This is a genomic window from Sphingomonas azotifigens NBRC 15497 (assembly GCF_002091475.1).
Taxonomy (GTDB): Bacteria; Pseudomonadota; Alphaproteobacteria; order Sphingomonadales; family Sphingomonadaceae; genus Sphingomonas; species Sphingomonas azotifigens.
Genome location: NZ_BCTR01000066.1, coordinates 19,008 through 33,541, shown reverse-complemented (window position 1 = coordinate 33,541; position 14,534 = coordinate 19,008). Strand labels below are relative to the sequence as shown.

Annotated in this window: 9 protein-coding genes; 3 read left to right on the top strand and 6 right to left on the bottom strand. The window is 62.9% G+C overall.

All coding sequences use genetic code 11. The annotated features are described in order from the left end of the window. Both SAZ01S_RS19570 and SAZ01S_RS19565 read right to left on the bottom strand, forming a co-directional pair. Positions 1–802: hypothetical protein (locus SAZ01S_RS19570; RefSeq protein WP_139810159.1), on the bottom strand; the 802-nt coding region annotated here is incomplete at its 3' end. 25 nt (positions 803–827) lie between these two features. Continuing rightward, positions 828–1,868 (bottom strand): nucleoid-associated protein, encoded by a 1,041-nt coding sequence (locus tag SAZ01S_RS19565; RefSeq protein WP_084583939.1) that lies wholly within the window; start codon positions 1,866–1,868, stop codon positions 828–830. Positions 1,869–2,345: 477 nt separating this feature from the next. Between SAZ01S_RS19565 and SAZ01S_RS19560 the strand changes: the two genes are divergently transcribed. Next, positions 2,346–2,552: a hypothetical protein gene (locus SAZ01S_RS19560; RefSeq protein ID WP_084583938.1), complete on the top strand. Its 207-nt coding sequence runs from the start codon at positions 2,346–2,348 to the stop codon at positions 2,550–2,552. A 529-nt stretch (positions 2,553–3,081) separates the two neighbouring features. On the opposite strand, the gene SAZ01S_RS19555 is transcribed toward SAZ01S_RS19560, so the two are convergent. The 4 genes from SAZ01S_RS19555 to zorA all read right to left on the bottom strand — a co-directional run bounded on the left by SAZ01S_RS19555 (position 3,082) and on the right by zorA (position 10,659). Beyond that, complete coding sequence (locus SAZ01S_RS19555) at positions 3,082–6,303, bottom strand: DEAD/DEAH box helicase (protein ID WP_084583937.1); 3,222 nt, start codon at positions 6,301–6,303, stop codon at positions 3,082–3,084. Continuing rightward, positions 6,300–7,853, bottom strand: coding sequence for an EH signature domain-containing protein (locus tag SAZ01S_RS19550; RefSeq protein WP_281252170.1), 1,554 nt, complete (start codon positions 7,851–7,853; stop codon positions 6,300–6,302). The genes SAZ01S_RS19555 and SAZ01S_RS19550 overlap by 4 nt, the downstream gene beginning before the upstream one ends. Positions 7,854–7,969: 116 nt before the next feature. Continuing rightward, a complete protein-coding gene (locus SAZ01S_RS19545; RefSeq protein ID WP_084583935.1) occupies positions 7,970–8,680 on the bottom strand; it encodes an OmpA/MotB family protein in 711 nt (236 codons plus the stop codon). A gap of 5 nt (positions 8,681–8,685) precedes the next feature. Next, complete coding sequence (gene zorA / locus SAZ01S_RS19540; protein ID WP_167693212.1) at positions 8,686–10,659, bottom strand: anti-phage ZorAB system protein ZorA; 1,974 nt, start codon at positions 10,657–10,659, stop codon at positions 8,686–8,688. 582 nt (positions 10,660–11,241) lie between these two features. On the opposite strand from zorA, the gene SAZ01S_RS19535 reads away from it, so the two are divergent. After that, the gene (locus SAZ01S_RS19535) at positions 11,242–13,251 is read left to right on the top strand and encodes a tellurite resistance TerB family protein (protein WP_167693211.1); all 2,010 of its coding nucleotides are present in this window, start codon (positions 11,242–11,244) and stop codon (positions 13,249–13,251) included. Further along, positions 13,248–14,531 carry an ATP-binding protein gene (locus SAZ01S_RS19530; protein WP_084583932.1) on the top strand — a complete coding sequence of 428 codons (1,284 nt, stop codon included), beginning with the start codon at positions 13,248–13,250 and terminating at the stop codon, positions 14,529–14,531. The genes SAZ01S_RS19535 and SAZ01S_RS19530 overlap by 4 nt, the downstream gene beginning before the upstream one ends. The last annotated feature ends 3 nt before the right edge of the window (positions 14,532–14,534 follow it).

The window sequence follows — 14,534 nt, the reverse complement described above, 5'->3', positions numbered from 1 at the left end:
GGGTATGCCTCGTCTCGGCATCGCGGCCCGAGTTGAAGATCCAGTCGGCGACCTCGGTGGCCAGCTTGAAATCGCGCTCCGGATCGACCGTCTCCAACGCAGCGCGGAGCTTGCGCTTGCGCGGCCCATTAATCGCCACGCGGGTCTCGCCATCCTGTTTCCAGACCTCGTCGACAAGGCACAGGAGCAATTGCGGAAGCGCGGCAGCCCGCCAGGTTTCGAAGACTCCGCTGACCCGGGGTTCGCCTTGGTGCTGTGGCACAGCAGCATCGGCCGGCGCTTCCTGGCGCGCTTCGCCCGCAACCAGATCGTCGGCCTGAGCCGGAGAAGCAGGCGGTACCGTTAGCAGCAAGGGCCCGATCGAGAGGGGAACGACCGCCAGTTGATCGCGCACGATGCGGCGCGGCACGGGCAGGCCTGGCTCGTCTCCGACCGGTGCGTCGGCGACCATCCCGGTCCAGGGCTCAAAACTGCACTGGACGGTGCGGAATGGCACGAAATCCTTGGCCACGAGCACACGTCGGGCGAGCGCGGCCTTGTCGCAGTCGTCGAGCAGGGTTGCGAGCCCGCGCGCGTGCAGAAAATAATACGTCGAAGCCGTCGGCAGCTTGATGAAGCTCACGCGCAATTCGCCATCGCTCTCCGCCAGAGCTGGGATCGCAACCGCCTCGCCCAACGCGTCGATGGCTTCGAAGGCGCCGAAACCGCCATCGCACCAGGCGGCGGCGGCCGCCGCCAGCTCGGCGCGCAACGGCGCCTCCGGCGTGCCGCGCACGTCCAGGCGATCGAGGCGTTCGCTCAACGACCCGCCGCAGGCAGCAAGGGCGTCAGCGCAGGCGCGAACGCGGTTCGGCGTAGTCATCCTCAACCCTAATGCCGCCGGTTTCGATCACGATCCGCTCGCCGCCGCCCGCAAGGGCTTCGCGCCGGACACGGTCTTCGAACTGCCGGTCGTAAATGACCTCGATCCCCTCGTCGGTGACCATATGCTTGCGCCGCGGCCGGGGCACCGCTTCGCGGTCGAAATCGAACACTTCATTTTCGATCCGCGAGTTGCGCAGCTCCTTATCGAAGGTGCTGCGGACCGGTGAGTCTTCGGGCAGCGGTCCGAACACGGCGGCAAGAAAGGGTTCGCGATTGCCGGGATCGAAGCCGGGCTGCGCCTGGACCGCGTCATAGACCCGCCGATTGAGCTGGCTCATGACCGCAGGACCGAGCGTGCCGGCATGTTTCCGCGCGGTCTTCTTGGTGATTTCGGAGAGTGTCGTAGTGAGCTGATCCGGTTGAAACCGACGCCGAGCACCGAGGAAACCAGCAAAATAGCGGGTGATCTTGCTTGGCGCCACACGGTCGCGGACCGACAGTTCGCCGCCGGCACCCGTCAGGCGGATGATCGCTGCCTTTTGCAGTGCGTCGGGTGAACGCACGAAGGTGCTGGTCAGCGCGGCGATGAGGGCGCGGCGCACATCCTCCTCTTCCTCGATCGTGTAGGAAAGCACTTCCTCATGGTCATATTTGATGATCGCGTACAGACGCTCACCCGCGACGTTGAGTACGAACATCAGGAACACGCCGACGCTCGCGGCAGCCGAGTGCATGGTGTTGAACAGGGTCGCGAGATCTTTGGTCTCTGATACGAAGCGGCTCGCATCCTCCTCGATCCGCGTCAAAGACGCCAGCACCGGCGATGCGGCGACGAAGTCGAACATCACGCCATTGGAGGCGGTCCGAATGCGATCGACAAAGAAATCGGCATGATCGCCGGCATCTATTTCTTCGAGCAGCACGAGATTGCCATCGTCGGGTCCGACAACGTGGAAGATCATACGTTCAATAGTGATGTTATTGAGGTGATCGGGCTCGATCATATGGCACTCCCCCTTTGCTCTCAAACCCGAGGTATGCCGAATTCACCACCTAGCCAATATCAATGATATATGTTCATTATATGTTCTAGTTAGTGTCGTCAACATCGCTCGCGCACGGGCGTTCGGCTGCTTTAGCGAAATCGGGGCTGATGGCCCGCCATCGGGATTCAGGCAGGAGGATCGCTGAAGAACTCCACCGCGACCGACCGATCGACATCGTCAAGGCGGCTGCACGGGTCATGCCTGGGACACCTTGCCAATGACCACGAACCGGCAATTGGCTGTGTTTGATATCCATGAGGCGCTTACCAACACCGGCCGACCGACTGCGCGCGCAATCCTTTGGACCAACGCATGTATCTGCTAGCCTCGACGGCAATGCGAGACTCCAACGCCCTTGCCCGGCTCTCCGGGGAATGGTATAGTTGATATTCCGATCTCATCGAGATGATGGTAGTAAGGACGCGTGCGCGTCATGTGCTGACCCGGCCATCGCTGCAGACCGTGCTCGCCAAAGCCCGAAGCGAAGCGGGGCAGATCGCCGCAGGCCATCCATTGTGGGATGCAGCCGCGCGCATCTTCCCCGAAGTCTATGACGGTATGCTCCGCGCTGAACTCGCCGATCTTGGTCAATTGCCGGCTTGGGCGGCCAACGATGCCGCACCCGACAGCGCGGCGGCCTGACTTGGGCGCGCTGATCCGAACGCATCGATCGACAGCGATTTGGCGCGGCGGTTCGACGCTATCGCCCCCCCACCTCGACTGGAAACCTGCGATCTGGCGGAGCGAAGTGGTGCCGGTGGTGAGCCGCCACCAAGGCCACCGCATCCTCGATACAATGCACTCGGAACTCGGCCGCCACTATCTTGGAGAACGACGGTTTTCACGATGGCGGCCCGACTTCCGGAATGACCACTAGTAGCGCGCATTGCAGCCCGGCAGGTTCATGTCCGCCGAACGGCGGGTCTTGGCACAAGCCGACGTTCCTGCACGTCCCGACGAACGGCCTATGTTGGTCGACTGCTGCCGAATGCGGGATTGACGTGTCTTGGGACTTTTCGGCCGTTCCGTGGCGACGTGTTTAACGGCAGGTCTGGCCAGAAGCCGACGTCCGGCGCTTGCCGGACCGGCACCTTGAAACGACAGAAATGGGGCCGTCTCCGGACTGGCAGGTTTCGGGCAGCCGACTTGGAATACCGGCTAAGCCTTCCGCCTAGTCAACCGGCCGTAGCTCGTCGACGTCGAAGTCGCGAAGACCGATCTCACCGTTACCATTGAGCATGTCGCTCGCCAGCGAGCGTTTCCGTTCCAGAAGCTCATCCAGCTTCACATCGAACGTCTTAAAGTCTCCTGCGGACACGGTCGGATAGTAGACAAACACGTCCTTCGTCTGACCGATGCGGTATGCACGGTCGGTCGCCTGATCCTCCTTCGCGGGATTCCAGGTCCGGGTGAAATGAATCACGTGGTTCGCCGCCTGCATGTTCACGCCGAACCCGACGGCCACAGGAGACAGGACGATCACGCCGAACCCGGGCTGCTCCTGGAACGAGCGTATCATCTTCTGCCGGCTGTCGATGGCGCTCGCCAGTGCGGTCGTATCGCCATTAATGATCTTTACAGGGACGCCGAAGGCCTCCTGCACGTAATGCTTGATCAGGCGCTGGATCGCCTTGAACTCGCAGAAGACGATCGCCTTCTCCCCACGGTCTTGGATCGTCCCAAGGATCTCAATCAGCCAGTCGAGCTTCGGCGACCGGGACCGATAGCTGTCCACCGGATCATAGGAACTGCCGGCGCTCTCATCCGGGTCCGAACACAGCAACCTGAGCTTGTGGAGGAGTGCCAGATGGCTCCCCGGTGCCGCGCCCGCCCGTCTGAACGCGTCGATGGCGCCAACGTATAGGCCGCGCTGGAACGGGCTCATGTCCAGACTACGGCTAGCCTCATCCACGACCTTCGCCTTCAGGTCAGTCGCGACGTCTGCCTTCATGCGTCGAAGCAGCTGGGGCGTGATGACACCCCGCAGCTCCTCGACCTTTGCCCTGTCGTCGTCACTCTTCGCTTCGATCGGAAGACGATATGTAGCGCCGAACTCGTTGAGCGCGCCGAGCAGACCTGGCTGCACGAAATCGAACAGACACCAAAGGTCGACCAGGCTGTTCTCGACCGGCGTCCCTGTGCAGGCGATACGGAACTGCGCCTGCTGCTTCTTGGCGGCCCGGGTCATCGCTGCGTTCGGATTCTTGATCTTCTGCGCCTCGTCGCAGACCATCACCGACCACTTTTCACGAGCGAACGAAAACTCGAGGTCGCGGAGCGTCTCATAGGTGGTGAGGACGAGGTCGGCATCGCCGCGCCAGTCCGGCCGGAGGAACCGCACCAGACCCTCCCGGCGGAGCTGCTCGTCGACCGAGATCCGATCTACGCGCAGTCCAGCGAGACCCTCGCCATAGGCCGTCAGGATTTTCAGGGTCCCGGACTCAAGAAACTTCTCCGCCTCCTCCTTCCAGTTCTCCAGAAGAGAGAGCGGCGCGACTACGAGTGCCGGCGGGGTGTCGGGATTCTCCTCGCGCGCCCGCGCCACGAGGCTGAGGATCTGGAGCGTTTTACCCAACCCCATATCGTCAGCCAGCAGCGCGCCCCGGCACTTGTCGGGTGCGAGCGCCAGAAGATGCTGCATCCAGGCCAGCCCTTCGAGCTGGTGGTGCTTCAGCGCGACGCCGGGACGGAGACTGGACGGAAGCCTAGCGGGAGCCGGCTTCTCCGCGAGCGCAGCAAGCCGCTCCTCCCGGTAGTCCACCTGTCCTATGTTGCTTTTGAGGATCAGCGTGGGTTTCTTCCCGCGACGCGCAGGCGCTTCGGGCTTGAACGTTCCCTTCGCAGCCTGATCCCTGACCTGTCCGAAGGTAGAGACGATCGCCTCGGCTTCGCGGACCGGGATGGGTGTCGGACACCCCTTCAATGGGACTGACGCCGCTCCGGTCGCCTTCGCCGTCTCCAATCCCACGCGCAATTCCGCCGACAGTTCGTCCGTGAGCGGAAGAATGCAGGGCTGATCGGTTTCCGGCTCCGTCCATCCGATCATAGGAACAAGGTTCTCCGGGAACCAGCCCTCCCCGTCGTCGCGCTTCGCGATTTGTGGGGAGTAGAAGGACCTCTCCTGGCCGATGCCCTCGACGCGCTCGGAGTAGCCCGAGAGGTCGTAGACCTGACCGTGCGTTATGACGCCGTCCTCACGGCGGCCGAGCGCCCGACGAAGGGCGTCACAATGCAGCCTGCTGTCGCCGTCAAGCTCGAACTCGTATTCGTCCCAGGCGAACAGCTGAAGGCCGCGATCAAGGTTCCGCTCGACGCCCTCGACGAACTCGACCACGTCCGCTTCCTCTAGCATGACCTCACGCGTCTCGATCGCCTCGCCCGTCCCGCTCGTGATGAGCAGACCCAGAGCGCCCTCGCCATGCGTTTCGGGCGTCACGGCTGCGAACCGCTCGAACATAATACCCGCCTGCTGCTTTGCCTCCTCGAACTGCTCCTCGTCGACGACTGCGGCCGCATCCGGTCCGAGCGCAGCGATCGGATTGAGGAGAAAAGCCTCGGCGCGCTCGCCTGAGACGCGACGACCGGGCATGCGCTTGACCTCGCGCAGCACAGTGCCGACCTCGGGTGAGATCATCACCTGGATTATCCCGTCCGGCGTCGGCAGGTCGTAACGGTCACGCACCTGACCTGACCTATCGAACACCTCGAGCCAGTCGGCGGGCGCGCCCTCGAACCACGGCTCCACCTCGACAAGCCCCAGCCCTTCCGAACGCCGGAGCGCCATTTGAAGTCTGTCCGGCGAGAGCACCACCGTCCGGTAGAGGAAGTCGTCGAGGGCGGAGCCGGTCGCGACCGCCAACTTACGGATCTCCCCCCAGGCCCGACGCTGGTCGGCTTCATTTCGCTCCTCCTCCGATCGACGAGCAAAACGACGGATGCGTTCGATCAGGTTCCAGACCCCTGGAGAAACAAGCCGGAAGTCCCCGTCCGCTTCGAGCGCGCCGCCCCTGAGCCGGGCTCCAGATACGGGGCGCCGATCGAGGTCGAACCAACCGCCGATCGCGACTGAGAAGTCGCGGTCCGTCAGCGAATTTCGGCTCACGATCTTCGGAACCGCTGTTGTGGACGGTGGGAGTTGGAGTATCTCAAGCTCCGCCGCTGCCTCCTCGTCCTCAAGGAGAACAAATAGCTGCGGCCACTGCAGGCGGTGGCCACCATCGACCCGCTCCGCGAGCCCCTCGTCGGCCAACTGGTCGAGAAGCGCCGCCGTAGCCTTTGCCTTGGGAGTCTGCTCGGCACCAGTAGGAAGGAGGAGACCTTCTTCATCGACAACGGGCGATAGCGTGGCCACCTGACGGACGTCCGGCTTGGCCTTCTTCCTACCCCAGATCATGAACGAAGATACCAGGCGCCGCGGCGCTCCGCCCAGGCGAAATTCCTACGGGTGAGCTCGTTCGCGGCCAGACCGGAACGCGGAGCGTATGCCCAGAGCGAACCTCCCTTCTCACGCGAATCTGATGTCTTGATCCCGTGCTTGGCAAGAAAGGCAAAGAGCTCAGCATCTTTGCCAACACTTGAATCGGTCAATGATGAGCGTGATGCCATTGCACTAGACGGCGGTGGTGCGGATGGACGTGCGCCGTAGGACGGCGTCGTATGACTGACCTGGGGGCCACCTCTTGCGGCTGAGAGGGAAGCGATGAGACGGTCGGCCTTATGCTCCCACCGCTCGCCAACGCCATCCTTGTGAATGATGCGCGCCACGTTGCTCGGATGCTTGAGCGCCGTCTTGTTGCCGGCAATCTGCATCTTCGTAAGGTCGAACGGCAGCTTCGCGGCGTCGAAGGCGAACATGGCGTTGCCCTCCTCGCCGAACTCCACGTAGACGTGACCCGCGATGCGCATGATGAAGGCGTTGTTGCTCGATACGCCCCCGCTCGTCAGGCTCATCATACGGCCCTTCATCATCTGGCGAAGAGCCTTGAAGCTCGGCCGCGGATCACGATACGCGGCATCGCCGAGCGCGAAGTGCATGTCGCTGATCTGATCGACATGGCGCTTCCAGAAGTTGATACGTCGCTGGTCGTTGATCCCATCGGCAGAAAGCAGGTTGAAGAAGTCCTCGATCAGCCGGAGCTTGTGCCAGGACGACACCATCCTCCGCGTTTCCGGACGGACCAGCGTCCAGAGCGTGTCGTTCCGTTCTAACCACGGATTGCCCCACCGGGCGACGGAGGTCTCGCACAGCGCCGGATCTACCTCGATCGACGCGCATTCGGCGTAGCGGTCGAGCACGCGGGACAGACCCTCGTTGGCGAGCACGTCATGCTCCTCGATCAGTCCGATGACGCGTGGAAGAACATCACGGAACCTGCGGTCGTCGAATCTTACTGCAGCCTCGATCTGCGCCTCGAATATCCGCTGTCCGATCCAGGACGTGTCGCCGACGGAAAGATCGCGGCGAAGGACTTCGAGAGAATTCCCCTCACCGGTCAGGATCTCTGCGCCGTAGCGGGTGCACGGGTCTTCCGTAAGAAGGTTCGCATGGTCGTCTATCGCTGCGAGCCAGTCAGGCGCCTGCCCGGAACGCTCCAACTGCGGAAGGTTGTCGTTCAGATATTCCCGCAGCACTCGCCAGTTGCGATCACCTGCTCCACGGGCACTGCTGGGGTCGTAGTTCACATAACCGTCCAGAAGTCCGCGCCAGCATCGCCTGTATGGGCGGGGCATCGATCGGAATGAGTCTATCTCGCTCAGGAGCGGATCGAACCGGTCTCCGTCCTCGATCAGGGCGGGTTGGCCCATCGACCGGAGGCGGGTGCCCCAGCTCACCAGACGCGCGGACCGGACATCATGGAGCTTCCCTGTCTCGCGAAACCTGACGAGCTCCGTATGGATACGGTCATTCGACGCGCCGGCGCCTGCCCCCGCTCCGCTAAGCATCGCCTGAAGCGACTGCACATGTCCCTTCAAGGCACGGAGGTCCGGTTCTGGCATGTCCCTGAAAGCCGCTGCGCCGACGTCGGTCAGCCGCTGCTTCAGTCTCGCCATCCTAGGACTCAGAGGGCGCATGTGCCGAACTCGCCTTCGAACGCGTTGACCGGTGCGACTGCTGGCTCATCGACCCCGAAGAACTCCAAACGAAGCTCGATGCGTCGACTTGCGTCCAACGAGGCCTTCGCGGAGTTGGAGGAATAGCCGCCGACTAGGAATAGCCGCCGTATCTCCTCCAGTTCACGCCGATCCATGGGCCGCTCGCCTACCTGCGGCCGGGCCATGAGGGCACAAAGGACCCGCTGGCTGCGCTGGAGACTGAGGTTCAGGTTGTAGAGATAGCTACCCCTCCGGTCGGTGAAGCCCTCGACGACGATCCGCTTCAGCCAACGCTGACCACCCTTGTCCCGGGCGATCGCGAGGACCTCAGGGACAAAGGACCGCAGGAGCTGTTCCTGCTCCGGGCTGAGTGCGTTGCTCGCCGAATCGAAGCGCGCTCGATCGCCGAAGTCGATGACGGCCCTGTTCCGATCGACGCGGATGCCCTGCTTCTTCGCAGCCTTGTCGATGCGGTCGAGGAGCTTTACGATCTCCGCCTGTCTCTCGGCCTCGAGCTGCTCGCGCTCCGAGATCGTGCGGGTGACCGCGAGGAGCGCCACGCTCATCACCAGCAGGAACAGCACCATCAGGGCGGTCATGAGATCGGCAAACGAGATCCAGAAGGGCTTCTCGCCCTCCTCTCGGCCCCGGTTCCCCATTGTAACGCGCTGGAACATTCAGATCACGCCGCCTGGCGACCGGTGGACGGGAGGGAGGCTTCAAGCTCCTGGATCGCCTCCTTGAGCATGCCGGTGGCGCGCGAGAGCTGGGTGTGGAACTCGCGGTTTGCCTCGACCACGACGCCACGCATACCTTCCGAGAACTTCTCGTGCGACTGGCCGATCACATCGGCGACCTCCTCCAAGAAACCGTCCGCTTCCGACTGTGCTGCGACCAACTTCTGCGTGGCGCCTTCTATCCGACCGAGGACATCCGCGGTGAGGCTCGCCTCCCGGGATGCATTCTCCACCGTTGCGCGGAGATCCTGGACCATCGTGGCGACGGCATCTCGCGCCGAACGGTAGTCCGAAATGACGGAGTCGAGTCCCCTGGCAGCTCCGGCGACGCTGCCCGCCGCCTCCGAAAGACCCGTCGTGACGTTGGCGATCCGGTCGAAGCCCCCGACGACCTCCCGACCCGAGTTCTCCAGCTTATTGGCAGCCGCAAGGAGTGTGTCGGCTCCGCCGTTGAGCCGCACAAACGCATCCCGGGTCGCGGTCTGGACGCCCGCCGTCATCTCCCGGATCGCCTCAACGAGGCCATCGACGTTCGACGAGATCGCGCCTACGAATTCACGCATCTGTCCGACATGGCCAGCCGCCGCCTCGGCCCGCCTGCCGTCCTCCTCCGCCTGAAGCCTGGAGCGTTCGGCAGCCTGCCTCTCGATCGCCGAGATCGCCTGCGCCATACCTTCGCCGAGGGCGGTCAGCATTCCCTGGACGCGGGTCTGGGTGGCCTCCTGCATCTCGCCCGTCGACGATCGGATCTCGTCGATCACGGTGCGGAGCTCCTCCGACATCGCGGCCTGCTTGGCCTCCACCGCCTGCACGACCTCAAACAGCTTGGTGGACATCGCGTCGGAAGCGCGCGTCCCAGCCGCCTCCACATTGTCGGTGAGGTCCTGCAGCTTCGAGACCGCGGTCTGCATCGCGTCGATCGTGCGCTGCTGCATGTCGCCGATGCCGGACAGCTGAGTGCCGAACATGTTCTCCAGGCGGTCGCTGAAGCTGGCGAGCACGTCCGTGAGGAGCTTCGTCACTGCGGACGACTGATCCTGGCTGACCTGGCCGACCGCGCCAGCGATCTGATCCAACGGGCCCTTGAGTGCCTCGGTCAGGGCACCCGCGATAGTGGTCCCGAGCTCGTTGGAGCGCTGCACGGTCGCGTTGATCTGTCGGTCTGCGAGTTCGGTGAGGATCTCCCTAAGGTCGGCGACCAGCGCGTCCTTCAGGATCTTCGTCTGACTGGCCGCGTCCTCCGAGGAGGTAACGAGCCGAGCCAGATACTCCTCGCCCGCACCAGCCTCGTAGGTCGCATCGATCTCGTGAGCGAGCTGGGTGACCTTTCGATAGAGGCTATTGAGCAGAAACTTTTCGACGACGGTAATCAACATCGCCAAGAATATCGCAAATGCAGAAACGTAGAACGCTTCGCTAACTCCATGAAGGAGGTTGGTGAGGCTATCGCGAACCACACCCGAGTCATCTGAGATTTTGAACGCTCGTAGGCCCGAGAGCAGGCCAGTGAACGTGCCAATGATACCAAGCCCAGTGAAAATACCCGGGAGGTGCTTGAAAAACTCTGCGTGGACCCGTCCATCCACCACGGAATGGGGCGATAGAATCATTTCAGCCGGAACTGTCGACCTGATGGCGCTTTCGACCATCTCACCAGACTGGACGTCGAGATCCTTCTGAACATGGAGTGTTTCGCGGTACTCGTTCCATAGCGCAGCGACTTTCGCATCTGGTTCGAAACATTTGGCGAGGTCGCGGGAGTTACGGGCGCGTGCCTGCTCCACATTCTGGAGGATCGCTTTCAGCTTCGCGTTCAAGTCCCACGCGGGCTTTAGGAAATAAGCAACAAACGAGGCGACCAAACCTAAAAGAAGCAACGTAACAATTGCCGGCACGACCGGAATTCCGAAAAACGTCATTTCACTCATTCCCCCAACCGCCGAGGACCTCCCGTGATTCCCACGCACGGGCGGCTCGACGCGTCATGCTGCTATATCTGCATCTATTATTCCACGGCTAACATCGACTGATTCATATCAGCCTGCCACTTTTTGGGAAGCGTAAGCCTCTGGCAATCCGCATGACTTTACGACAGTATCGCTGGGTTGGGGGAAAGAGTGATGGCCCAGTCAGAAGGTTGGCTCTCAAGAGTCGCGCGCCGATTCGGTGAGATGATGTCTGGCGTCCAGGCCTCCGATACCGATGCGGCGGCCTCAACCCCACGCTCCGGAGGGGCCGCCCCCACTCCAGCGGCTGCGCCTACCCGGCCGACAAATTTCGATAGGGCGCCACCAGGCATCAGCCTGAGCGCTAACGGCCGATACCTATTCGGTGGATATTCGTTCTCTACGCTCGAACAGGCATCTGACTATGCCAAACGGATGACCAAGCCGGCAGCGCCGGCGGTTGCCATTGCTCCCGCTCGTCCTTCACAGCCGACCCCTCCCAAATCGAAGGGACAACACGCTCCTGCCTGCTGGGTCGAAGAGTCGACATCAGTCATGGTGGCGACGCGGAACGTCACTATTGACATGGTCTACTACGGCACTCCTGCCCGGCATGATCCCGCCCGTGACAAGAGCCGGATCGATCCCACGCTTCCAATAGATCCCCGGGGTGACCGCGCGGGCGCCACCCTCACATACTGGCAGAGCTACGACCGGCTCGAGCCGTGTGCGCGCTGGACATACCTCGACTGGCTCGAGGGTGGCCGAACGGATCCCACCATCCCGATCGGCTATGTGTTCGTGTTCTTCTACGGCCTCGAGCAGCGCCTGCTTATGGATGAAGCCAAGGAAGAAGCCCCTTCGATCCTCGGGGAGGTCCGGCGTCTCCTGGCGATCCATGGAGAGGACTACTCGTTCGCCGCCTATGCGTCGAAGCTATTGGCCCTATCCTGCCTTTACGGTGAGGCGAACGACGATCCGATCAGTTCCGCTCCGCCCCACAACTATGAGATGGAGCTGCCGCTCAACGTCCGCGTGCGGCTGGGCACCCGCATCGAGCGCAACGAGCCCTTCGATGCTGACGACTGCCTGCTATGGGTGCTCTCGCTCCCTGACGTGTATCTCCGCACGCCGGGACAACGGTGCTTCGCCGAGCTTCTCGAGCTCTGGCGCGTGCGGTTCGCTGTCCGCAACCCGGAAGGCCTCCGGGTCCGGCGGCCGAAGACCAAGATCCGGTTCCAGTATAACTCAGCCAGCAGCACCTTCTCCCGCCCGATTGAATTGGACCTTCCTGACATTTCCGGGACGCAGGGACCGCTCGCTGGCCTGCGCACGATACTTGACGGCTGCATCGAGGATCTCTCGACCTACAGCCGGCTCCTGGGTCGTGATCCGGCATCCCGCGGAAAGCTGCGCGGCGACCTCCTGCTACCTCTCGAACTGCGGCGGGGACGGCTGTCCTTCGCCGAATGTCGGTGCGCCCTCGACCTTTCCACAATCGGCGGTCTCGTGGCAGTCGTCGATGTGGCTCGCGCGCTCGGCCTGGAGCTGGAAGCCGGCACCGAGAAGCTCCCGGCGGCAACCGTCCGACAGATCGGCGTTGCCCTCGATGCGCTCGATCTCGGGTTCGAGCCCGATCGTCGATATGGGCCGGCTGCCGCTCTGAGGACGGATGGGCGCATCGCCCTGTTCCCGGCAAGTCTCGGCGGGGCGGTTGATCCCGACCGTGGGGCATATGCCGCCGCCCGCGGAATGGTCGAGGTCGCCATGCTGGCTGCAGTATCAGACGGGACAGTCGCCTCATCGGAGATGGATGCAATCGAGCGCCGGCTTCGCTCGACGCCCGAACTCAAGGATGAGGAGATCACACGACTCCTCGCCTGCGGAAACGCGCTTGCGGCTGATCCGCCGAAGGTTCGTGCAGCGCTGAAGAAGCTGGCGGACGTTGCGCCGGAGAGCCGGGCGGCGCTTGCAGCCTCAGCGGTCGAGGCGGTGCTGGCAGACGGTCGTGTCCTGCCGGACGAGGTGAGATTTCTCGAGGCGCTCCACGCCGCCCTCGGACTTCCCGCAAGCGCGCTCTATTCAGCGCTGCATCGAAGTGGCGAGGATGTCGGACCGGTGGAAGTTGTATCGGCCATCGACGAGCGCACGGTACCGCTGCCGGATGTACCGAAGCGATCCGGTGTGTCCATCGACATCGCGCGACTCGAGAGGATCCGGGGTGAGACGACGCAGGTGTCCGCCATGCTCGCGTCCATCTTCGTCGAGGACGACCCCGAACCGGCCCCCGCTCCGCCGCCCAAGGAGAATGCCACTGTATCCGCCTTCGCTGGCTTGGATGGCCCGCATTCCGACCTTCTTATCCGTCTCCTGGCCGGACCAATGGCTAGAACCGACTTCGACGCGCTTGCAGATGAGCTGCGCCTGATGCCGAACGGAGCCATCGAGACGCTCAACGAATGGGGCTTCGACACACTCGGAGAGCCGATAGTCGAGGACGACGACGAAGTTCGCGTGTCCTCAGAGGTGATTGATCAGATTGAACCAATGGGAGTTGCCGCTTGAGCACAATCCGACGCAAGGATCGGGACCTCATAATCCAGGCTCTCTCCGCAGGCGTTGTGCCGCGGGTAGGCCTCCAGCACATCCAGGTGGGACGTTCCCAGGAGGTCGGTGCGCTCGTCCGCGACATAGACCGCATCGCGGACGCCGGATCGGCGGTGCGTTTCGTCATCGGCGAGTATGGGGCTGGCAAGACCTTCTTCCTGAACCTCGTGCGCCTCATCGCTCTCGAGCGGAAATGCGTGACGATCCATGCCGACCTAGCTCCGGATCGCAGACTTCACGCGACTGGAGGCCAGGCTCGCGGCCTCTACGCCGAGGCCATCCGAAACATGGCCACGCGCACTAAGCCGGAGGGCGGCGCACTTCCCAGCATCGTCGAACGCTTCGTCACGGAATGCGTCCGCGAGGCCGAGGACGGCGGTTCGCCCGTGGAACGGGTCATCGACCGCCGCCTAACGCCCCTGCTGGAAATGCTCGGCGGACACGACTTCTCGACGGTGCTCAAGACCTACTGGCGAGCTCATGAGGATGGCGGCGACAGCCTCAAGGCGGCCGCGCTTCGCTGGCTCAGGGCGGAATACCCGACCAAGACGGAAGCCCGGCAGGCTCTTCCCGTCCGTAGCATCATCGACGACGCCGACGTCTACGACACCTTCAAGCTCCTCTCCGCGTTCGTCCGTGTAGCCGGGTATTCCGGACTCCTCGTTGTGTTCGACGAGATGGTCAACCTCTACAAGCTCCAGAGCTCCCAGGCGCGAAATCAGAACTATGAGCAGCTTCTCAGGATGCTGAACGACGTCCTGCAGGGCAATGTCGAAGGGCTCGGCTTCGTGTTCGGAGGCACACCGGAATTCCTGCTCGACACCCGGCGCGGGCTGTATAGCTACAAGGCACTCCAGTCCCGGCTCGAGGAGAACAGCTTCGCGACCGAAGGGCGCATCGATCTGAGCGGACCCGTGATCCGGCTCCAGAGCCTGTCGCCGGAGGATCTCCTCGTCCTGCTTGGTAACATCAGGTCCGTCTTCGCGCTTGGCGACGCATCTTCCTTCCTCGTGCCCGACGAGGCGAAGACCGCTTTTATGGAGCATTGCAACAAGCGGATCGGCGAAGCCTACTTTCGCACGCCTCGCAACACGATCAAGGCCTTCGTCCAGTTCCTCTCCGTCCTGGAGCAGAACCCCGACACGCAGTGGCACGAACTGATCGGAGCGGTTGCTCCCGAGAAGGAGGATCCCGAAGAGCCAGAGGCGGACGACGAGCTTGTCGACCTCCGCATCTAACGC